Genomic DNA, 22,424 nt, shown 5'->3' with positions numbered 1-22,424 from the left:
CTGATCATTACTTTTTACAGTCTCTACCGGGGACTTATCCGGTTTAGTTATAACAACTCCATAAAATAATGCGATCAAAACAGTCCAACAGGGCTTCACATCCTGATAAGCCGGATCAAAATATATTATTTACGAGAATTGCTATAAATAATCTCTTCTATTATATACAACTTCCATTTAAAAAGAAAGTCCTGCAATATGATTTCAAGATTATTTCAGATATTTCTTTACATATTTTCCGGTATAGGAAACCGGTGACTGTGCCACCTCCTCAGGAGTTCCCTGAGCAACTACGGTACCTCCTTTGTCTCCGCCCTCCGGTCCGATATCAATGATATAATCTGCGGTCTTAATCACATCCAGATTATGCTCGATCACAACTACTGTATTACCGCCCTCCGATAATCGTTTCAGAATCTCCACCAGCTTATGCACATCCGCAAAATGCAGACCTGTGGTAGGCTCATCCAGAATGTAGATAGTCTTACCTGTGCTGCGCTTGCTCAGCTCTGTGGCAAGCTTGATCCTCTGTGCCTCTCCTCCGGAAAGCTCTGTGGACGGCTGTCCCAGCCGGATATAGGAAAGTCCTACATCATAAAGAGTCTGTATCTTTCTTTTAATAGAAGGAACATTCTCAAAAAAAGTCAGTGCTTCCTCCACCGTCATATTCAGCACATCGTAAATATTCTTATCCTTATACTTTACTTCCAGGGTTTCTCTGTTATATCTCTTACCTTTGCAGACCTCGCATGGTACATATACGTCCGGAAGGAAATGCATCTCAATCTTGATAATGCCGTCACCGCTGCAGGCTTCACATCTTCCGCCCTTTACATTAAAACTGAATCGTCCTTTCTTATATCCTTTTGCCTTGGCATCTGCTGTTGCTGCAAAAAGATCTCTGATCTGGTCAAATACCCCGGTATAAGTCGCAGGATTGGAACGTGGAGTACGGCCAATAGGTGACTGGTCAATATTGATAACCTTATCCAGTTGGTCTGTTCCCAGAATATCCTTATGTTTTCCCGGGATCACTCTTGCCCGGTTCAGATCTCTTGCCAGGCGTTTATAAAGAATCTCATTGATCAGAGAGCTCTTACCTGAGCCCGAAACTCCTGTGATACAGGTCATGATCCCAAGAGGTATCTTCACATCAATATTCTTGAGATTATTCTCTGCCGCCCCCTTGACAGTAAGAAAACCGGTTGGCTTCCGTCTCTCCAAAGGTACCGGAATTTTTAATTTCCCGCTCAGATAAGCTCCTGTGATGGAATCCTCGTTCTTCATCAGATCCTCTGCAGTTCCCATGGCAACCAGTTGTCCGCCATGCTCCCCTGCACCGGGTCCGATATCTACAATACAGTCTGCGGCACGCATGGTATCTTCATCATGCTCTACAACGATCAGGCTGTTTCCAAGATCACGCAGCTTCATCAGAGAACCAAGAAGTCTGTCATTATCCCTCTGATGCAGTCCGATGCTTGGTTCATCCAGAATATAGGCAACTCCTACCAGCCCGGAACCGATCTGGGTAGCCAGACGGATTCTCTGCGCCTCGCCGCCGGAAAGAGTTCCTGTCGCACGTCCCAATGAAAGATAATCCAGTCCTACATCTGACAGGAAACTTACTCTTGCCCTGATTTCCTTCAGAATCTGCCTGCCGATAAGCTGCTGCTGCTCGGAAAGCTGCATATCCGCAAGAAAGGCTTTCAGCTTCTCTATGGAAAGATTGGTGACCTCATAAATATTCTTATCCGCTACAGTCACAGCCAGTGATTCCTTCTTTAATCTCTGACCTTTACAGGTTTTACATGGAGTAATGCGCATAAAAGATTCATACTCCTGCTTCATGGCATCAGAGCCTGTCTCTCTGTAACGCTGCTCCACATTTCGGATCAGCCCCGGAAACGCCACATCGTAAACGCCCTCTCCGCGCTGCCCTTTATAGTAAACCTTTACAGAATGCCCATTGGTTCCGTTGATCAGAATGTCCTGTATCTTCTCCGGATATTCCTCAAAAGGTGTTGCCAGGCTGAAATCATATTCTCTGGCAAGAGCATCCAGGATTGCCCTGGAAAAGCTTCCCTCATTTGTGCAGGACTGCCATCCTGTGACCACAATGGCACCATCCAGGATACTCAGAGATCTATCCGGGATCATCAGATCAATATCAAATTCCATTTTATACCCAAGTCCCAGACAATCCGGGCAGGCACCAAAAGGATTATTGAAAGAAAAGCTTCTCGGTTCGATCTCATCTACACTGATACCGCAGTCAGGGCAGGAAAAGCTCTGGCTGAAATTGTGAATATTTCCATCCATAGTATCTACCATCAGAAGGCCCTCTGCCAGATCCAGCACTGTCTCAATGGAATCTGAGAGTCTTTTCTCAATCCCGGGCTTCACGATCAGACGGTCTACCACAATCTCTATATTATGCTTGATATTCTTGTCCAGACTGATCTCCTCAGAAAGCTCATACAGGTTTCCGTCAATCTGCACACGTACATATCCGCTTCTCTTTGCCTGCTCCAGAAGCTTTGCATGAGTTCCCTTGCGGCCCCGCACAACAGGAGCCAGAAGCTGGATCTTCGTTCTCTCCGGAAAAGACATGATACTGTCTACCATCTGGTCAACTGTCTGCTTCTTAATCTCTCTTCCGCACTTCGGACAATGAGGGATTCCCACTCTGGCATACAGAAGTCGGAAATAATCATAGATTTCTGTCACTGTTCCTACTGTGGAACGGGGATTGCGGTTGGTAGATTTCTGATCAATGGAAATGGCCGGCGGCAGACCTTCGATGCTCTCCACATCCGGCTTCTCCATCTGTCCCAGGAACTGTCTTGCATAGGAAGAGAGAGATTCCATATAACGGCGCTGTCCCTCTGCATAGATGGTATCAAAAGCCAGTGAAGATTTACCGGAGCCACTCAGTCCTGTAAATACCACAAACTTGTCTCTGGGAATATCCACACTTAAATTCTTAAGATTATTAACATTGGCACCTCTGATCCTGATAAAGTGCTTCTTCGTTGTATCTGCTGCCATTGTGGGCCTCCTGTTTCTCATTTATAAATAATAACTGTTTCTTACCTTGACAGTTACACCTTTTTCGTATGTTATGATATTCATGGATTGTGCGCAGTTTCGCTGCCCTGCAATCCTCATGGCATCAGTATAATACAGGAACATTTGTTCGTCAAGGCGTTTACGGCAAAAAATCCGCCATAACGGAATTGCTTACATGGATTCCTTCTCTGCTCAGAAAAATCCTTCCTTTTTCTTCCAAAAGCAGTCCCATTGACTTATATTTTCTCAGAACATCCCCGTATATTGCATCTATTTCACTGCCAAACTGTCGCTCAAACTCAGCTTTTGAGATTCCTCTGGTCATACGAAGTCCCAGAAACATGAACTCCGCCATCTCATCCTCTCTGGTGAGGGGCGGCTCTTTTTCTCTTATTTTTTCCGGTGTTCTGCTGTTTTCCAGATATTTTTTCATATCCTGTGTATTGGCAAAACGTTCCTTTCCATAAAGAGAGGAAGCTCCCAGGCCAAACCCCAGATAATCCTGTCGGATCCAATAACCCACGTTATGCCTGCATTCTCTGCCTTTCTTTGCGTAATTGGAAATCTCATACTGCTCAAAGCCATATTCTCTCAGAATCTGTGCTGTTGCCTCATACATATTGTACTCCGCATCTTCATCCGGCAAATTCAGCGTCCGCGATGCAAAAGGTGTGCCCTCCTCAATGATCAGGCTGTATGCGGAAATATGTTCCGGATCCAGTCCTGCAACAGTGCGAAGATTGTGGATCCATCCTTCATAAGTCTGATCCGGGATCGCACTCATCAGATCAATATTGATATTGTCGAACCCTGCCTCTCTTGCACTTCTGTAAGTCTCCAGAAACTGCTCATAATTGTGGATTCTTCCAAGGATCTTCAGTTCTCTGTCATCCGGCGACTGTAAACCTATGCTCAGGCGGTTGATTCCATATGTTCTGTATGCCTGCAGTTTGTTTCTGTCTGCAGTCCCCGGGTTTACTTCTATGGTGATCTCAGCATGATCCGCAATCTGAAATTTTCGTCTTATATGATTTAAAATTTCTCCTATGAATCTCTCATCCAAAACAGAAGGAGTGCCCCCTCCAATAAATACAGAGGATACACTCCTTCCTTTTCCTTCTTCTGCTGCATTGATTTCTTCAAGCAGAGCATCTACATAATCAGCCTGCTCCTTTGGACCTGACGGACCGGAAAGGAAATCACAGTAATCACATTTTTTTATGCAAAATGGAATGTGGATATAGATTTCCATGGGAGAATCTGTGATATTCCTTCTCTCCATTGTAATCTGCTCCTGTTATGACCTGTTTTCTATTCCTCAGTATCTGATGTACTGCTGTCTTGCTCATTGTTATCTGCTGAGTCGACACTGTTATCTGTACTGTCGGCATCACTTTGGCTGTCTGAACTTTCCGCAGATGAGATACCTGCTGCATCCTGCTCTGCCAGATACGTATTTACCATTGTCAGATTACCATTGGTAGTAACTGCTGCGGAAGCTACCTGATCCGGTGCCGGAGTGGGACTTGTCTCTTCCGGCGCAACACTGATCTGGATCACTTTGGAGGACGCTTCATCTACCTCCCTGGTTTTCCCACATCCGGAGACAGAAATTCCAAGCAATAACATACATAGTATAACTGTTTTTCGCTTAATCATTTTCTTCAATATTTTAACCTTCTGTTGAGATGAGCACTATTCACAGATAACTGTTCAGTACCTTCACAGTTACCATTCATACTTTATTTATCATCCAGTTTCAATACACTCATAAATGCTTTCTGCGGAATCTCCACATTGCCTACCTGACGCATACGTTTCTTACCTTCCTTCTGTTTCTCCAGAAGTTTCTTCTTACGGGAAATATCACCGCCGTAACATTTGGCAAGTACATCCTTACGCATGGCTCTGACTGTCTCTCTGGCAATAATCTTGCTTCCGACAGCTGCCTGGATCGGAATCTCAAAAAGCTGGCGGGGAATCTCGTCTTTTAATTTCTCGCACATCTTACGGCCTCTCTCATATGCTGTATCTGCATGTACGATAAAGGAAAGAGCATCCACTTCTTCTTTGTTTACCAGAATATCCAGTTTCACAAGCTCGCTGCGCTCATATCCGCAGAGTTCGTAATCCAGAGAAGCATAGCCTCTGGAGCGGGATTTGAGGGCATCAAAGAAATCATAGATAATCTCATTTAACGGCAGCTTATATTTCAGAAGCGCACGTGTTTCTTCCATATAATCCATTCCCAGATACTGCCCTCTTCGTTCCTGGCAAAGATCCATAATTGCACCGATAAATTCAGTTGTTACCATGATCTCGGCATTTACCATTGGTTCTTCCATGTATTCAATCTCTGATGGATCCGGCAGATTGCTTGGGTTTGTCAGATTGATAACTTCGCCGTTAGTTTTGTGTACTTTGTAAATAACACCGGGAGCTGTAGTCACAAGATCAAGGTTGTATTCTCTTTCCAGACGCTCCTGAATAATCTCAAGATGGAGCAATCCCAGAAAACCACACCGGAAACCAAAGCCAAGGGCTACAGATGTCTCCGGTTCATAGAACAGAGAGGCGTCATTGAGCTGAAGCTTCTCAAGAGCATCTCTCAGATCACCGTATTTGGCACCATCTGCCGGGTATAATCCGCAGTATACCATAGGGTTTACTTTCTTATAGCCCGGAAGTGCTTCTGCACATGGTCTTTCCTTATCTGTAACTGTATCACCTACACGAGTGTCACCAAGGTTTTTAATACTCGCAGTGATGTATCCTACCATGCCTGCTGTCAGTTCCTCACATGGAATAAACTGACCTGCACCAAAGTATCCGACTTCCACAACTTCTGTGGTGAAGCCAGTTGCCATCATATGGATCTGGGTGCCTCTTTTCACACGGCCATCCATGACACGGCAGAATACGATAACGCCTTTGTATGCATCATAAATGGAGTCAAAGATCAGGGCTTTTAATGGTGCATCTACATCGCCATGAGGTGCCGGGATCTTTGTTACGATCTGTTCCAGGACTTCTTCTACATTAAGTCCTGTTTTGGCAGAAATCCTTGGTGCGTCATGGGCTTCAAGGCCGATGACATCTTCGATTTCATTTACCACACGATCCGGTTCTGCACTTGGCAGGTCGATTTTGTTGATGACCGGAAGGACATCCAGGTCATGGTCAAGGGCAAGATATACATTTGCCAATGTCTGGGCTTCGATTCCCTGAGCTGCATCTACTACCAGGATTGCACCGTCGCAGGCTGCAAGGCTTCGGGATACTTCGTAATTGAAGTCTACATGGCCGGGGGTGTCGATCAGGTTGAAGATGTATTCTTCGCCGTCTTTGGCTTTGTATACGATTCGTACTGCCTGAGATTTAATGGTGATTCCACGTTCTCTTTCAAGTTCCATGTTGTCCAGTACCTGTGACTGCATTTCACGTTCTGTCAGAGTGCCGGTCATTTCGATGATTCGGTCGGCAAGAGTGGATTTGCCGTGGTCTATGTGTGCAATAATACAGAAATTTCTGATTTTGCTCTGGTCTATCATTAAGGAATTCCCTCCTGAGTTCTTTCTTATATACTGTAATTGATGGGTTTGCTAATTCTGTATTATAGCATATGGAGCAAGGGTTTGTCATCTGTTTATCTACAGGGACGCACAGAAACATCCTGGTAATTATTATCTTTGCCGTGCGTCAGCACGCCTGCAGGTATCTTCCTTGTCCTTCGCACTCTGCTGAACTGTCTTGATTGCATTATTTTATGGAATTGCTATAGAATTTATCCTTGCAGTACCTTGTCTAAGATGTCGGCAAATGGTTCCATGGCATTTTTTACTTCCTGGACAGTGTTGGTCTGGGCTCCGGCTTCCAGAAGAAGGGAGCGGGGACGGAGGTGGAGATTGTAGCGGTAACCTGCAAGGTAAATTCCCCGGTAAAATTGAGGATAGTATTGGGCTGCCTGGTATTCCAGCTGGAAGGAAAATGCCAGGTTTTGCTGTATGTAGGGATTTGGCAGATAGTCCAGGGAACCTTTGGATGTCGTATAACTCAGTCCATTGTAAAAAAGGATCTGGGCTGTGGGTTTTCCATTGATTTCTGTTACAAGATGGCGGTCTTCGGGGATGCCGTCCCGGTGTAGGTCTATGATCACCTGGATATCCGGGTTTTCCTGAAGATAAGGTTCCAGATAATCGCGGGCATAATCGTAAGCGGCGCTGCGGTCCAGTTCACCTCCTGCCATGTCGAACTGCTCTTTGAGATGGACTACCTGATAACCGTAGTTTTCTGTGAGAAGCTGTGTCAGATAATCTCCTACTCCTACAATCGTGTCGGATTCTTCCCCTTCTCTGGAATCTGCAAAGGTTTCCTGCGAATGGCTGTGATAGATCAGAATCTGAGGGATATCGGTTTCTTTGGTAATTTTTAAGTCCTGTTTCAGAAAATCCCCGGCATTGATCTGTACGGCATCTGCTTCTGTGTTGGAATCTACGATATAGAATTGTCCCAGAAGATAATTATAATCTGCCAGTTTTTCGGGGGACAGGTCGATTATTGGATGAGGAACTGCAGCAGCAATGGTTTCTGTGCTGTTCTGAATATTTTGGTCATTCTGCGCTGCTGACTCTTGCGGCTTCTGTGATTTGTCCGTTTCATGATTTTCCGGTGACGCAGTTATCTTTTTCGGTTTAGGTGTCTTGTCTGATTTTTTTGAAGTTTGTTCTGATTCTGATATTTTCGCTGACTCTGATATTTTCGCTGATTTTACTGTTTTTGAGGGGATTGCTGTTTTTTCTGGTACCGGTGTAGATTCTGGTGTCTGTAATTCTTCAGATTCACCTTTTTCTGCCAGCAATTGTTCGGACCGTGCACGCTCTCCCAGATATTTTCCGTTTTCTCCTGCTATTTTTTTATAAGTTTCAATATCTTCACAGGAACTCATATGAGCTCTTTTTTCCAGAAAGCGGTACAGGGGCAGATGCCTGTACACATTTTCTCCTGTAAAAAATGTCCCCGGCAATACTGCCAGAGTGGCAAAAAAGCACATGCTAAGCAGAATGCAGAACGCTTTCTGAACGTTTGTCACATGGATCACCTCTTGACTTATCCTATGTCCATGTTTTCCCATTTATACCCTGTTCACACTGACGGAACAATTTTCCGGTCAGCCGCCTATTTCCTCAAACGCCATGTTCAGTCCTTCTGAGATTGTGAAGCTCAGGTATTTTACTGTCTCATCCACATCTTTGGGAGTTACAAACATGGTGTGAAGATGAGGAGATATCATTTCTTCCAGAAATTCTTTCTGTTCTGCCTCTTCCAGAGCTTCCAGAAGGTGTGCCATGGAATCATGGACAATAGTTGCCGCATCTACTACGGTGGGTACTCCGATCCCGATCACTTTTACCTGCAGATTTTCTTCTGTAAGCCCCACTCTGTGATTGCCTACACCGGAACCCGGGTTGATTCCTGTATCTGTGATCTGAATTGTACGGTTCAGGCGTCTGGTGCTTCTTGCTGCCAGCGCATCAATGGCAATCACTATGTCCGGCTTTGTCTCTGCCACGATTCCCTGTATGATCTCAGATGTCTCCATCCCTGTCTGCGCCATTACTCCCGGGATAATTCCGCTGATACGGTGCATTTTTTCTTTTCCAAGACTCTGCAGGCCATACTCTCTTATCATATGTCTCGTTATATGAAGGTTCTCTACCACATGAGGCCCCAGGGAATCGGCTGTGATCGCTGAATTACCCAGACCTACTACCAGAATGGACTGCTCACGTTCCAGATTGATCACATTCTGTAAATGACGGGCGATTTCCAGGGAAATTTCTCTGTGATAATCCTCATCATGTACAGAAAGCCCCGGAGCTTCTATCGTAATATAGCTTCCCTGGGGCCGTCCCATTGTCCGGGCACCGTTTTCTGTGGTGATCTTTACCACAGTGGTACGGATATCTTTCTCTTCGTTATAATCTTCGTGGATCTCCACTCCCCGGACTTCTACGTTTTCCTCTGTAAACCGTTCGGTTGCCTCCAGCGCCAGGTCTGTTCTTATTCCGTAATTATCCAACATCTCTTTTCCCTCCGTACTTCATTCAATATTTGTTACTGTTTACTCCGTTCTTATAACAACTTTTTATATCTATTTTTAGCTTTTTTTATGGAAATATGTATTGACAAGGAAGATTATTTGAGATAATATATATAAGCATGTTCATAGGAGCGCCCGTGTCTGTTTCTATGACAGGAGTATAATAATATTTTATCGAATTAAATTGGAGGTGTACGAATTGGCTAACATTAAATCTGCTAAGAAAAGAATTTTAGTAAACAGAACTAAAGCAGCAAGAAACAAATCAATCAAATCTGCAGTTAAAACTTCTATGAAGAAAGTTGAAGCAGCAGTAGCAAATAAAGATAAGGCAGCTGCAGAAGTAGCATTAAAGGATGCTGTTTCCACAATCAGCAAAGCTACATCCAAAGGTGTTTATCACAAAAACAACTGTGCAAGAAAAGTTGCCCGTTTAGCTAAAGCTGTTAACAGCATTGACTAATTATAGATTGAATTTTTAATTATAAGCTTATGATTAAAAAGGACAGCCATCACCGTCATGTGGCTGTCTTTTTTGTTATTATCTTTTGTAACTGCCAGAATATCCGGCAGTTACCGTTTTTCCTATTTTACTTTACTGCTGTACTTAATGATCAGTAATTCTACGCTCAGCTTATCTTCCAGTCGCCCTGTTTTTACTGATTCTTCCGCATCCACAAAATCTTTTACTGCCTGTTCCAATTCTGATATAGTATAGGCTCTGGCACATGTTGTGATATTTTTCACAACAAACCCGGGCACTCCCAGTTTTGAGGCTATTTCTGTCTGTGCAAGTCCTGCTGCTGCAAACTGTTTTGCCAACAGCAGCTGGCGATACTGCTTCGCAAGAAGAAACAGGATTCTCATCGGCGGTTCTTTCAATGTCAGCAGGTCATAATAAAGTTCCAGTGCACGCTTCTGGTTTTTCTCCGTTACCGCACGCACCATATCAAAAATTCTATTGGTTGTCTGGGTAGTGCAGATTTCTTCAATATCCTCTGCCGTCACCACATCCCTGCCTTCTGTATAACTGATAAGCTTCTCCATCTCCATCCTGAGATTCCCCATATCAGTTCCTGTTTTGGTCAGCAGAAGTTCCATGTCTCTCTGGGTGATCTTTTTTCCGGCTTTCCCCAGGATCCCTGCTGCCCAGCGCATCAGAGTTTTTTCATCCTGTCTGATAAATTCCGCAATACTTCCGCAGGCTTTTACTGCTTTGTACATGCGGTTTCTCTTGTCTACTTCCGTTTCTGCAAAAACCAGATACAGATAGTCCGGCAGCTCTTTCATATAATCTGCCAGTTCCTCACACTTATTTTTGAAAAAACCTGTATCTTCCAGCAAAACAACTCTGCGCTCTGCGAAAAATGGCATGGTTTCACAGAGGTCGATCAACTGTTTTACATCAATCCCCTTGCCTTCATAGTGATTGAAGTTCATAGTATCCCCATCCGGATTCAGTGCCTTTACCAGATTCTGTTTATACTGTTGTTTCAGATATGCTTCCTCTCCATAGAGAAGATACACCTGTTTAAAATTTCCTGATTTAATGTCTGCCTGTATGTTTTTCAATTTTCTACTCCTGAGGCTGTTTTGTCTGTAACTGTTCAGCAATCTGTTGTTCTATTCACAGATACCAAGATATCAGACTGCAGAGCAGTTACTTTGTTACTGTTCTCAGTAACGTTACTTTTATTGTATCAATTCCATGACATAATAGCCAGCAGAAAATTTCAGATTATTATTCAGCCGCCCAGCTCCACCATTCTGTGAATGCATCTTCCGGCGCCTTCCATGATATTTTCCGGAAGGAGGATTTCTTCCCCGCCCTGTCCTTTCAGGCAGTTGTAGATGTCCATTAAGGTGGTAACCTTCATATTCATGCATGTAAGCTGTACTGCAACCGGGTAAAATTTCTTATCAGGACATTCAAACTGAAGATGCTCTACAATGCTGTTTTCTGTTCCGATGATAAATTCTTTATGTTCAGATTTCTTTGCAAATTCCATGATTCCTGTAGTGGAGCCTACATAATCAGCCTGCTCTACTACTTCCTGACGGCATTCCGGGTGTACCAGGAAAAGTGCATCCGGATGCGCTGCGCGGGCTTTTTCTACATCTTTTGCACTGACCACGATATGTCTCGGACATCCGCCCTTGTAAAATGCAAAAGTTTTCTCCGGGAGCTTCTCTGCCACGTAGTGTCCCAGGTTCGGATCCGGAATAAATAAAATCTTATCCTGCTCCAGCTTTTTGCAGATTTCAACTGCTGATGAGGACGTAACGCATACGTCACATTCTGTTTTCAGTTCTGAAGTTGTATTAATATAGGCGACAACTGCATAATCCGGATACTGTGCTTTTAATTCACGCAGACCTTCCAGATCCAACTGCTCTGCCATGGGACATCCGGCTACAGGATTAGCAAGCCATACTCTCTTCTTCGGGCTTAAAATCTTGCAGGTTTCTGCCATAAAACGAACGCCGCACATAATCACACCGCTGCAGTCTCTTTTGGACGCCTGTACACTCAGGCCATAGGAATCTCCTGTATAGTCTGCTACTTCCAGAATCTCCTGACCCTGATATGCGTGTGCAAGAATACAGATATCCTGTTCTTTTTTCATTCGCAGGATTTCCTGCTGAATTTCTGCTATTGTCATCTTCTGAATCCCTTCTTACTTATATATTATGATGTTTTTCCTTTTCCCATGGCTGAAGTGGTGCAAGGAAACCTGCTTTCTTTAACTGTTCTCCGATCAGATCCAGCCTTTCCTGGCTGGATGCTTCTATCAGATGATAATGATACCCGGAAGTAGCACTGCTTAATACACTGGAATGGCTGTTGTTGATCGCCTGGACAAATTCATTCACATCCTGTCTGGAACGAATATCCATTTCTGCTGTGACACGGCCATAAACCCTGTGGCTGATGCTGATATTTTTCACCCGCCCGCCACAGTCCACAATCAGATTCAGTTCCTCCGCTGCCTGTTCCTGCCCATGGCGTACTTTAAATTCCCTGGTACATGCAATATATTTATCCTGCTGCAACACATATCCTCTGGTCGTTGACAGGATTCCCGGTGTAGATGCACGTATCACAGCCATATCCTGCACGATCACCTGTCTGCTTACTCCGAACTGTGATGCCATCGCCCTGGCAGCCACAGGTTTTTCTTCCTGCTGAAGGAGCTTTAAAATTTCAGTTCTTCTCTGAGCAGTATTCATACTTTCCCATCCTTTCTCCACGATATAATCCTATAGCAAATTATCCGCTGCAAAACAGCTTCGCTGCCATGTTATTATATTGCATGAAGATTCTTCATGGAAATGTCAAGGATTGGAGCAGAATGTGTCAGTGCACCGCTGGAAACAAAATCCACACCTGTTTCCAGGATTTTGGCGATATTTTCCTTTGTGATATTTCCGGAGCATTCTGTCTGTGCCCGGCCTGCGATAAGCTCTACTGCTTCTTTCATCATTTCCGGTGTCATATTGTCAAGCATAATGATATCTGCTCCTGCTTCTACTGCTTCTTTTACCTGTTCCATAGTCTCTACTTCAATCTCGATCTTACGGACAAATGGTGCATATTCTTTTGCCATGGCCACTGCTTTCGCTACGCTTCCGGCTGCTCCGATATGATTATCCTTAAGCAGTACTCCGTCAGAAAGATTATATCTGTGGTTGCATCCGCCGCCTATACGTACAGCATATTTTTCAAAAACACGACAGTTCGGAGTTGTCTTTCTGGTGTCCAGAAGTGTTACCTTACTTCCTTCCAGAAGCTTTGAAACCTGTTTTGTATAAGTAGCGATACCACTCATTCTCTGGAGATAATTCAGGGCAACTCTCTCTCCGGAAAGAAGCACCCGGATATCTCCTGTTACTGTTCCAAGAAGATCGCCCTTCTTTACTGCCTCACCGTCTTTAAAGTTGAAACTGATCTCTGTTTTCTCATCCAGAATCTGGAATACTCTCGCATATACATCCAGTCCGGCAATGATTCCGTCTTCCTTTGCGATCAGATCTACGGTTCCTTTTACTGCGCTTCGCATCACTGCATTCGTGGAAACATCCTCACTGGTAATGTCCTCCTGAAGCGCCATACGGATCAGCTTGTCTGCCTGCATTTTCATTGTAATACTATTCATGACTTTTTTTCATCCTTTCAATCTCTTTTAATACGGTTTCGTGGCAGGCATTAAGCAGTTCTTCTCTGCTTTCATACATATTCATATCAATTGCATCTGCCCGCACATATTCCGGTGTCTGTCCAAATATCATATCATCTGCAGCCTTTCTTGCAAAGACCAGAGATTCCAGAAGAGAATTACTTGCCAGACGGTTTCTTCCATGGACGCCATTACAGCTTGTCTCTCCACAGGCATAAAGTCCCTTCATGGAAGTTTTGCTTCCCAGATTTACCTTGATTCCACCCATAAAATAATGCTGTGCCGGAACAACCGGGATTGGCTCTTTTCTCGGATCAAAACCTTCTTCCACGCATTGTTCATAAATATGAGGAAAATGTTCCAGAATTGTTTTCTCTCCCAGAGGACGCATATCTTCCCATACAAACTCTGTTCCATCCTTTTCCATCTGGGCAAAAATTTTCTGGCTCAGCAGATCTCTCGGCTGTAATTCGTTTGTAAAACGCTGTCCGTTCTTATCATACAGAAGAGCACCTTCTCCTCTGACTGATTCTGAAACCAGGAAACGCCGTCCGGGTTTCTTTGAATAGAGAGTTGTCGGATGAATCTGGATATAGTCCAGATTTTCCATTTCCACATGGTGCTTCATTGCAATCCCCACACCATCTCCCGCAATATGCGAAAAGTTGGTAGAGTTTTTAAAAAGCCCGCCGATTCCGCCGCAGGCAAGAACCACATACTGAGAATAAACAGGAAATGCCTGGTCATTCCGGTCCATTGCAATGATTCCGCAGACTGTATTGTCTTTGGAGATCAGGTCTACCATAGTCATATATTCACAAATTTCAATATTTTCTTTTATTTTTGCAGCAGTTAAGAGAGTCTGTGTGATTTCTTTTCCTGTAATATCCTCATGAAAAAGAATTCTTGGCTGGGAATGTGCTCCCTCTCTGGTAAATGCCAGATTTCCCAGACCATCCCTTGCAAAATCCACATGATAACGCAGAAGATCTCTGATAATATCATTGGAGCTGCGGATCATCAGATCTACTGCCCGTTTATTATTCTCATAATGTCCTGCCCGCATGGTATCTTCAAAATAATTTTCATAGTCATCTTCGCCGCGCAGCATACAGATTCCGCCCTGTGCCAGGAATGAATCTGACTGGTCTGCCTCCTGCTTGGTGATAAGCAGGATTTTCATTTTCTCCGGAAGGTTCAGTGCACAGTACAGTCCGGCTGCCCCTGTTCCCACAATAATGACATCATAATGTTCTTTCATCTTTCTTTCCTCACATCATGCCTGATTTTCGTTTGTCTGTGCAATTATACTCCCCGGATATACAGGTGTCAAGACACCTGTATATAATCATGACAACATTGTTTGCTTTGAGTTACTGTGAACGTAACCACTTTGAAAATCCTACTGCTTATTGCTTTTCACATCTCCACAGGGGTCTTACTTGATTCGGTTAAAGGCAGAAACAGATTTCCCATTGACTATTGTAACCGCCCCACAGTCTCTGGTGATCAGCACTCTGCTTCCACTCTTCTTCAGCCGTTCCAGCGTATCCGGCGACGGATGCCCGTATGTGTTTGTTGCAGAACAGGAAACAACAGCCAGCTCCGGTCTGACGATTTCCAGAAACTCTGCTCCTGTAGAATATCTGGAACCGTGATGAGCAGTTTTCAGGAAGTCCACATCTTCAAGACACCCATTCTGTATCAGTTTTTCTTCTGTCACCATCCCGATATCTCCGGTAAAAAGCCCTTTGAAATCTTTGCTTATCATTTCCAGAACCATCGCATCTTCATTTACTTCCTTCCCTGATGCTGTGGACTCCGGCCACAGAACCTTCAGTCTGACAGTTCCATATCTGATCTCATCTCCTGCTTTCACAGTAAGCACCCGGACTCCCGCTGACTCTGCCAGCTCTGTCAGCTCCCGATAATTTTTATTCTCCTGAATATCGCTCCATTTGGGCAGGATCAGATTCTCTATGCGCAGAGAAGTCAGATCTTTCTCAACAAATTCCAGAAGTTCCCGCACCCCGCTGATATGATCTTCATCTGTGTGAGAAACATAAATTCCGTCCAGTCTGGAAATCCCTCTGCTCTTCAAGTATGGGAGCAGCTGATATTTTCCCAGTTCATTCTTATTCGTACTGCCCCCGTCGATCAGGATATTCCATCTGTTTTCTATTTCCACCACAATTCCGTCTCCCTGTCCCACATCCAGACAGGCGATGCGGAAATTTTCATGCGGTCTGTAACTGATCAGCAGAATTGCAAAGCATACCATACCTGCATATACAGCCCGGATTTTCCACGCAAAGATCTTACCATTTTCACTTTTCATCACACCCGCTCTGTACATCCACACCGCTGTTGCCAGAACCAGATAATATCCAACGATCTGCCACACTTCCGGCTTTCCGCCAATCCATGTACAAAACGAAAGTCGCCCCAGCAGCACTGTCAGGAGCTCATAGCCTCTCAGAATAATCCTGCCCGGAACAACAGCCAGAAACGCTCCTCTGACAGTGACTAATCCAAGTAATGCACCGGCAGTTCCGCTTCCCAGTACAATCCCCACAGTAGGAAACACCAGCAGATTCAGAAAAATCCCCATCACCGACACTTCTCCGTAAAACCACAGCACTATGGGAAGTGTGGTAAGCTGCACAACTCCGGATGCCAGAAATGACATCAGAAGTTTATTTCTGATTTTTCCCTTCTCATTAACCTTACTTCGTTTTTTCCGGTTTAATACATCCATCCCCTCTTGCACCATTGGCCAGACACAGCCAATCCCAATCACCGATCCAAAAGACAGCAGAAAACCTCCATCAAGCAGATACGCCGGATTTTCCATAAGAATCAGGATCGCCGCAGCCGCCATTCCTGTAGGCATATCATAAATCCGTCCTGCGATCTTTGCACCTACAGAAAGTAAAAACATACATACTGCCCGCATAGTTGAAACAGTCCCTCCTGTCATCATCCCATACTGAAGCATGATCACCAGCGCCAGCAGGCCTGCCGGCCAGATACCCAGACCGATTTTTTTCAGCAGATTATACAGTCCCATTCCAAGAAGACTGATATGGAGCCCCGAAATCGCCAGGATATGTATAATTCCTGCCATCTGATAACGCATTTTCAACTCCGGATCCAGATTTGTTTTATCTCCCAGCACGATTGCTTCAAACGCTCCAGCTTCCATTCCACAGGTCTTCTCCAGAATACCTGCAAATTTCTGCTGCATATCGATCAGGAACTGCCCATATACAGAATGACTCTGCGACTGCTTCTTTATCTTTCCTTTCTTCATCACATAATAGATCCTCTGGCAGCCATAGTATGCTTTACTGTCAAACTCTCCCGGATTCGTGGGGCTTTGCACCTCTTCCAGTTTTCCGGACACCAGAACAAGACTTCCTGCCAGAAGTTTATCAACATCACTGTTACCGCTATGATTCTTTTTTTGTTTTAAATAAACCTTTATATTATCAATGGAAACTTTTTCAGAATTGTAAATAAGATAAGTATTTCTAAGATATACAGATTGAAAATCTTCATTCTCCCGGCACCTGACCACCTCCCCGCAGATGGTGGATTCCGGATGCTTTCTGATCCATGTCTGCACAGACTGTGGCAGTGGATTCCCCCTTATCAGGGAAAATCCCAGCCAGTCTGTCACACACAGAAAAACAACCAGAAGCATGCACAGGATACACACAGGGCGTCTCCTCACTTTTGTGCCTCCTCTTCGTTTATGAATATCACTCTTTTTCCTTGACTACCAGCTTATCATTTCTTTCATAAAAATGATACAGCTCCATCTTCTTACCAAAGGTATCCAGCCTGTCCTTCCCGCCGACCGTAATCTGCACTTTGTCTGCATCCAGCCCATCCAGCAGCGAATTTACCACAGAATATACCGGTATTTTCTCCGATACATCCAGCGCATAGGAAGAAAATACTCCGTCAAATGCCACATAGCAGATCCTGTCTGCTATGGTCACATTCAGAACCTCCGTATTCTCCGGAATTGTGGGGTAATGCCCTTTTTCCAGCGGTCCCTTCATTAACTGTTCCAGAACGATCCTCTCTTTGGGGATACTGCGTTTATACCGCACAGTACGCTGTTCTTTTACCAGCTTCTGACCACTCTTATCAGTAAAATAAAGCGTAAAGGTATTGCTGCAATAGGCATCCGGTTCAGTTCCTGTGAACTCGGCAAAGGTATCTGCAGTCATATTTCCCACAGCCTGTCCCCTGGAATCTGTCAGATCTTCATTTTCTATTGTAAAACGCACAGAATTAATCCCCGGAACCTGAAGGAAAGTCTTCACAACACCTGCCCGCACAAGTAATTCCCTGGCGCGGCTCATGCTGCTGTACTGACTGTTAAAGTTGACCACCAGCACGTCCTCTTCTACACTGTAATTCATCTGTACTCCTTCAGGAAGCAGACTGACCCGGTTCTGCGAATCTGTCTGCTGGCTGTTCATCCGCTGCATCATATCCTTAAGCATATAGTCTGCAGTTGTCTCCTCCGGAGAGTAGCTTTTCTTCTGAAGCTGAGTTTCATCAGAGCTGATATCGTACAGATAATATTTGGCATCCTGTTTACCCGGATCTTCATGTATCTCCACAGAACACCCGGCCGCAAGGATGCTTAGTATTAACGCTGTTATAATGATTGAAAGTTTCTTTTTCACAATGGCACCTCCTATGACGGTATATAAGACAGAGGAATACGCACAGAGAATGTAGTTCCCTCTCCTTCTTTACTGAATACTTTGATCGTTCCATGGTGCATTGCAACAGAACTCTTGGTGATCGCCAGTCCCAGACCGGTTCCCCCGATTTCCTTGGAATGGGACTTGTCCACACGATAGAAACGCTCAAAGATTCTCTCTATACTGTCCTCAGGGATTCCCATACCGGAATCCGCCACTGTTATATAGAAATATTTATGGTCTGCATCCAGTGACACGCGCACCCATCCATCATCCACATTATATTTAATGCCATTCTCCACCAGATTGCTGACAGCAAGAGTAAACTTCACCTCATCCACATCTGCATCCACAGGTCGGAAGCAATCCAGGATCAGATCGATATTGCGCCTGTCTGCAATGGGACGCAAGCGCTTGAGGATATCCTCCAGAAGCTGATTGATATCCATATGGGTGATGTTTACATCTGCTGCTTTCTTATCCATCTTTACCAGCGAGAGCAGATCTGTAATGATCTTATTCTCTCTGTCGATCTCAGCAGTAATATCACTCATAAACTCCTGATACAGTTCCTCCGGGACGCCCTGCTGTCCAACCAGAGAATCTGCCAGAACCTTCATGGAAGTCAGGGGTGTCTTCAGTTCATGGGACACATTGGATACAAACTCCTGCCTGGATTCATCAAGAATTTTCATGCGGTTGACCATCTTGTTGAATGCATCTGTGATCAGCTCTGTCTCCGTATAGTCAGGAACACTGATCTCTTCATCCAGCATGCCATCTGTCAGGTCTTCAATGGCCTTCGTCACTCTTGCAAGTGGTTTTACAAGTATTGTAGAGAGCAGCCATGCCAGAAATACTGAAAGAACAACAATACTTCCAATCAGCATCACGCCTCTCTGTTCCATCTCTGCCAGTGTTTCCGCAATATCAACAGCCGAAACACTTACCAGCATCACGCCCTGAAGCTGCTGCACATCCGGACTCTGTACAGGAACTGCAAGCTCCAGTACTTTACTTCTGGCGTCATAATTGCTTGTCTCTTCTCCTTTCAGACAGGCTACAGCCAGTGAACTGAGAAGCGTCTTTCCCTCCTCTGTGTGGAAGGTATCACTCACTATCTTAAAATCTCTGTCAGCCAACAGGATACGTCCGTTATACACATTGGAAAACAGTTCCAGCTTGCTGTTTACAACCTCTGAATCTGTATCATTGAGATAATTCTCCCTGATGATCAGATTACATAAAATATCGCACTGATCACCCACTGTCTCTGTAAGCATTGCAACCGCCCGGTTCTGATAGTTATGAAGCATCGTATATGTTACAATAACCCCCGGCACGATTCCCAGAATGATCAGGATGATCAGAATACGAAAACGCAGACTTCTGAAAAAATTTTTTCTTTTTTTCACCTTTTCAACTCCGTTCTCTTCTGTCATGCAGTTTGATGCATGCTTTCTGTCTGTTCGTAAAACAGTCATTGTTTATCGAATCCTTATCATCTTATCACAGAAAAATGGGCTTTTCTACATCTTAGCGAAAAGTAATTTATTTTTTGCAGCAATCAATGCGCAAGACATATCTCAGGAAATATTACCTCAATCACTCTTTTATTATATACGCTCACTTTTGCTTCTCCGAACAGATATGACATATTCAAGCTATACAGCAACTGTCCTTACAAAATTTACATTTCATGGTTTTTCACCTCTTTTTTCTTAAAAATGGGTACAAAAAGAACGGTCGGTGGGGTGAAATGCCAACCGCTCTCTTTTGTTTTAAAGTTATTCCTTCCAAAAATCATTATAATATTTTGTCATTAATTTTTGATATTCTTCGGGTAAAAGTTTATAAACCTCAGGATTTTCAATTAGTCCAGACAAATAGTCCAGCCAATTTATATCTTGATATTTCAGTGCTATTTTTATTGCATATATGTAATTTTCCATTATACAATCTACATTCATTCGCTTAATTCTTGCATATATATCAAATGCGCCCGGCCAATTCATATCTTTTATCCATTCAAACATATTATTCATATATTTTTTTAATTCATTATCTGATTTTGAGCTAATTACCTTTGCACAGTTTTCCCATACAGATTTATCTTCTATTGGTTGAAATAAAACGGAAAGATATTCTATTTTTTTCGCTTCGTCTATTCCTCTCAATTGTTCTTTTTCTGAACTATTCCAACTTAACATTTTAAAAATAGTATCAATATCTGTTCCCATTTAGTTTCCTCCATCCCATTTTACTACAACACTCTTTACCGCTTGAGTCCAAATTGAACCACTCCCTGCATTTATCCATGTTTGAATACTTACTCCTACTGGCACCACACTAACATGTGTTAATTTGTCCTGATATGCATAAACTATCCCTGTCTTATTTAATGTATTAATTGTTGTAACAGCTGCTTTTCCTCCCATCCTAGGTGGAATTGTTGAGAACGATAAGCCTGTATCTGAATCTTTCTGAGAAGGCGTTAAATTTCCAGGATTCGTTCCTCCATACCTATAAATAACAACATCTTTTTTATTTCTAGGCAAACTTAAAATCTTTGTTTGTGTATTATCGTGAATTTTATCCTTATAATATTCATAAATACTAAAACCTAATACAATTCCGGCTGCTACAAAATCCATTACTGGAGATGGTCCATCTGATGTCGCAATAGCAACCGCAGAGCCTCCAGATATCGAAATGCCTTTACTTACCGCACCGACAATATCCTTTACAAATGATATTGATTTTTTTACAAACGATATAAATGAATATCCGTTAACATCAACATTCATAATCGGATTATTATTACAATACAAAAACATATTACAATCATGTTTTCCTACTCCAGTAGAAAAATATCCATCTGCGCAAATAAATCTTTTAATTTCCGCATCATAATATCTACTTTTCAGATAATACATACCTGTTTCATTATCATAATAATATCCCTTATAGCGGAATGGATTCTGAACACCTACTGTGTCTGCCAGCTCACCAGTAACAGCTACCACTTTTCCCCAGCTGTCATAAGTATATTTTACTACCACTTTTCCATCTGCGTCAACAAGGGCAATGATGTCACCCTGTACATTTCGTACATAAAAATAGGTGATTCCCTTGATAGTAACAGAAATCAGATTGGCCTGGGAGTCATAACAGTACCAGATGATTCTTCCGTCAGTTTTCTCAGAAAGGAAAAGATCTCCTGCCCACTGATATTCAGTCACTGTATTGTCTACTGTTTTTTTCACTCTGGCACCTGTGTGGTCGTAAAGATATTTAATGCTCTTTCCATTTTCTACACCGGAAAGCCTGCGTCCCTGTGTCCAGGTATAAGTTGTTCCTCCTCTGGTAAGCATGTTTCCAATGGCATCATAAGTCATTGCTGTGCCATCCCAGCTCAGGAGTTTATCCTTCCATGCACTGTCATAAGTTCCTGTCATTGTCTTCACAGGTGTATCAGGAAGAGTTTCCGCAGTCGTAAATGCGTACTCTTTTTCTACTGTAAGATTACCACCCAGATCATAGGCATAAGTAATGGTTTTGTTTGACTGATGATTATTTTCCCGGATCAGCTGATTTAATTCGTCATATCGAAATGTACTCTCACCTGCAGAATCTTTGATACTTATGATATTTCCGTTTGCGTCATACGTATAGTTTAAGGTTTCAGAACCATTCTTAACTGTTTTAGGAAGACTGTAAAGATTCTCTTTAATACCGGAAATGCATCAACAATTTGCTCCGTTAGACTTTTCTGAAATAAGTAAGCATTCAATTACTCGCTTATTTTTGCCGCAACATAATACCAGCCTTTTTCTGACAGATTAATTTCATATTCTTTCACTATCTGAATCACATCCGTCCGGTTATCATTCTTGCTATAAGCAAATAAAGAAAATCCACTGTACAACCGCCATTATTCTGCCAGACTACAGTTCCTTCAACCAGATAAGTCACATTTAAGTTGTACAGCAACTGTCCTTATCTCTCAGATGTTCTGTTCCCATCAATGCATCCAGACGGGCAGCAATGAGAACATACAACAATGTCATGCCTTTTCTGCACAACCCTTTCCAGCCTGCTCTGCTTTCCAGTGCACCATTTTCAGATTTCGGACTTTTTCCAAATACTGCTGGAAGAAGGATTCCTCCTGTAAACCAGTCGATTGCCATAAACAAAAGCAATGTCTGCAGGAATTTATCCCAGCCTCCAAAACACACTGCCAGAGTACTTCCGTCAAGACCAATTAATGTAATTATTCTGTATTTCATAGTTTTTCACCTCTTTTTTCTTAAAAATGGGTACAAAAAGAACGGTCGGTGGGGGAAT

18 protein-coding genes are annotated in these 22,424 nt (G+C 43.4%); 1 reads left to right on the top strand and 17 read right to left on the bottom strand.

Features of this window, described 5'->3' with window-relative positions:
- Window positions 1–210 precede the first annotated feature (210 nt).
- The 6 genes from uvrA to gpr form a co-directional block, all read right to left on the bottom strand.
- Window positions 211–3,051, bottom strand: a complete 2,841-nt coding sequence (gene uvrA, locus NQ550_RS02675) for an excinuclease ABC subunit UvrA (RefSeq protein ID WP_022380114.1) — start codon at window positions 3,049–3,051, stop codon at window positions 211–213.
- Window positions 3,052–3,211: 160 nt separating this feature from the next.
- Entirely contained in the window at window positions 3,212–4,354 is a 1,143-nt protein-coding gene (gene hemW, locus NQ550_RS02670; protein WP_025578509.1) for a radical SAM family heme chaperone HemW, read from the bottom strand.
- A gap of 29 nt (window positions 4,355–4,383) precedes the next feature.
- Window positions 4,384–4,701 carry a hypothetical protein gene (locus NQ550_RS02665; RefSeq protein ID WP_055057600.1) on the bottom strand — a complete coding sequence of 106 codons (318 nt, stop codon included), beginning with the start codon at window positions 4,699–4,701 and terminating at the stop codon, window positions 4,384–4,386.
- 113 nt (window positions 4,702–4,814) lie between these two features.
- On the bottom strand, window positions 4,815–6,623 hold the full coding sequence (gene lepA / locus NQ550_RS02660; RefSeq protein ID WP_025578511.1) for a translation elongation factor 4: 1,809 nt from the start codon (window positions 6,621–6,623) through the stop codon (window positions 4,815–4,817).
- Between the two features lie 233 nt (window positions 6,624–6,856).
- Window positions 6,857–8,203, bottom strand: a complete 1,347-nt coding sequence (locus NQ550_RS02655; RefSeq protein WP_242833573.1) for a stage II sporulation protein P — start codon at window positions 8,201–8,203, stop codon at window positions 6,857–6,859.
- Between the two features lie 36 nt (window positions 8,204–8,239).
- The gene (gene gpr, locus NQ550_RS02650; RefSeq protein ID WP_025578514.1) at window positions 8,240–9,154 is read right to left on the bottom strand and encodes a GPR endopeptidase; all 915 of its coding nucleotides are present in this window, start codon (window positions 9,152–9,154) and stop codon (window positions 8,240–8,242) included.
- 217 nt (window positions 9,155–9,371) lie between these two features.
- Here gpr and rpsT point away from each other — a divergent pair, with 217 nt between their 5' ends.
- Window positions 9,372–9,635: a 30S ribosomal protein S20 gene (gene rpsT / locus NQ550_RS02645; protein WP_025578515.1), complete on the top strand. Its 264-nt coding sequence runs from the start codon at window positions 9,372–9,374 to the stop codon at window positions 9,633–9,635.
- Between the two features lie 122 nt (window positions 9,636–9,757).
- Here the strand turns inward: rpsT and holA are convergent, their stop codons facing one another.
- The 11 genes from holA to NQ550_RS02590 form a co-directional block, all read right to left on the bottom strand.
- Entirely contained in the window at window positions 9,758–10,744 is a 987-nt protein-coding gene (gene holA / locus NQ550_RS02640) for a DNA polymerase III subunit delta (protein ID WP_025578516.1), read from the bottom strand.
- 173 nt (window positions 10,745–10,917) lie between these two features.
- Window positions 10,918–11,835 (bottom strand): quinolinate synthase NadA, encoded by a 918-nt coding sequence (gene nadA / locus NQ550_RS02635; protein ID WP_025578518.1) that lies wholly within the window; start codon window positions 11,833–11,835, stop codon window positions 10,918–10,920.
- A gap of 19 nt (window positions 11,836–11,854) precedes the next feature.
- Window positions 11,855–12,424: a transcription repressor NadR gene (locus tag NQ550_RS02630; protein ID WP_259839168.1), complete on the bottom strand. Its 570-nt coding sequence runs from the start codon at window positions 12,422–12,424 to the stop codon at window positions 11,855–11,857.
- 53 nt (window positions 12,425–12,477) lie between these two features.
- Window positions 12,478–13,329, bottom strand: a complete 852-nt coding sequence (gene nadC, locus NQ550_RS02625) for a carboxylating nicotinate-nucleotide diphosphorylase (RefSeq protein WP_022380105.1) — start codon at window positions 13,327–13,329, stop codon at window positions 12,478–12,480.
- Complete coding sequence (locus NQ550_RS02620) at window positions 13,322–14,611, bottom strand: L-aspartate oxidase (protein ID WP_025578522.1); 1,290 nt, start codon at window positions 14,609–14,611, stop codon at window positions 13,322–13,324. The genes nadC and NQ550_RS02620 overlap by 8 nt, the downstream gene beginning before the upstream one ends.
- A gap of 177 nt (window positions 14,612–14,788) precedes the next feature.
- Window positions 14,789–17,086: a DNA internalization-related competence protein ComEC/Rec2 gene (locus tag NQ550_RS02615; protein ID WP_029676940.1), complete on the bottom strand. Its 2,298-nt coding sequence runs from the start codon at window positions 17,084–17,086 to the stop codon at window positions 14,789–14,791.
- A 28-nt stretch (window positions 17,087–17,114) separates the two neighbouring features.
- A complete protein-coding gene (locus NQ550_RS02610; RefSeq protein WP_025578526.1) occupies window positions 17,115–18,056 on the bottom strand; it encodes a GerMN domain-containing protein in 942 nt (313 codons plus the stop codon).
- An 11-nt stretch (window positions 18,057–18,067) separates the two neighbouring features.
- Entirely contained in the window at window positions 18,068–19,519 is a 1,452-nt protein-coding gene (locus NQ550_RS02605; RefSeq protein ID WP_025578528.1) for a sensor histidine kinase, read from the bottom strand.
- A gap of 345 nt (window positions 19,520–19,864) precedes the next feature.
- Window positions 19,865–20,317: a DUF5071 domain-containing protein gene (locus NQ550_RS02600; RefSeq protein WP_025578529.1), complete on the bottom strand. Its 453-nt coding sequence runs from the start codon at window positions 20,315–20,317 to the stop codon at window positions 19,865–19,867.
- Window positions 20,318–21,535, bottom strand: coding sequence for an RHS repeat domain-containing protein (locus NQ550_RS02595; RefSeq protein WP_049947364.1), 1,218 nt, complete (start codon window positions 21,533–21,535; stop codon window positions 20,318–20,320).
- Between the two features lie 519 nt (window positions 21,536–22,054).
- Entirely contained in the window at window positions 22,055–22,366 is a 312-nt protein-coding gene (locus NQ550_RS02590) for a phage holin family protein (RefSeq protein WP_025578531.1), read from the bottom strand.
- Between the last annotated feature and the right edge of the window lie 58 nt (window positions 22,367–22,424).

The sequence above is a fragment of the Blautia wexlerae DSM 19850 genome (assembly GCF_025148125.1).
GTDB classification, from domain to species: domain Bacteria; phylum Bacillota; class Clostridia; order Lachnospirales; family Lachnospiraceae; genus Blautia_A; species Blautia_A wexlerae.
This window is presented reverse-complemented; position numbering and strand designations above follow the sequence as displayed.

Bases quoted from the DNA above. Each gene is read 5' to 3' on its own strand.
- lepA (WP_025578511.1), bottom strand. From the start codon at position 6,623: ATGATAGACCAGAGCAAAATCAGAAATTTCTGTATTATTGCACACATA.
- NQ550_RS02665 (WP_055057600.1), bottom strand. From the start codon at position 4,701: ATGTTATTGCTTGGAATTTCTGTCTCCGGATGTGGGAAAACCAGGGAG.
- NQ550_RS02620 (WP_025578522.1), bottom strand. From the start codon at position 14,611: ATGAAAGAACATTATGATGTCATTATTGTGGGAACAGGGGCAGCCGGA.
- NQ550_RS02605 (WP_025578528.1), bottom strand. From the start codon at position 19,519: ATGACAGAAGAGAACGGAGTTGAAAAGGTGAAAAAAAGAAAAAATTTT.
- NQ550_RS02655 (WP_242833573.1), bottom strand. From the start codon at position 8,203: ATGGGAAAACATGGACATAGGATAAGTCAAGAGGTGATCCATGTGACA.
- gpr (WP_025578514.1), bottom strand. From the start codon at position 9,154: ATGTTGGATAATTACGGAATAAGAACAGACCTGGCGCTGGAGGCAACC.
- uvrA (WP_022380114.1), bottom strand. From the start codon at position 3,051: ATGGCAGCAGATACAACGAAGAAGCACTTTATCAGGATCAGAGGTGCC.
- NQ550_RS02595 (WP_049947364.1), bottom strand. From the start codon at position 21,535: ATGACAGGAACTTATGACAGTGCATGGAAGGATAAACTCCTGAGCTGG.
- nadC (WP_022380105.1), bottom strand. From the start codon at position 13,329: ATGAATAGTATTACAATGAAAATGCAGGCAGACAAGCTGATCCGTATG.
- NQ550_RS02600 (WP_025578529.1), bottom strand. From the start codon at position 20,317: ATGGGAACAGATATTGATACTATTTTTAAAATGTTAAGTTGGAATAGT.
- hemW (WP_025578509.1), bottom strand. From the start codon at position 4,354: ATGGAGAGAAGGAATATCACAGATTCTCCCATGGAAATCTATATCCAC.
- nadA (WP_025578518.1), bottom strand. From the start codon at position 11,835: ATGACAATAGCAGAAATTCAGCAGGAAATCCTGCGAATGAAAAAAGAA.
- NQ550_RS02590 (WP_025578531.1), bottom strand. From the start codon at position 22,366: ATGAAATACAGAATAATTACATTAATTGGTCTTGACGGAAGTACTCTG.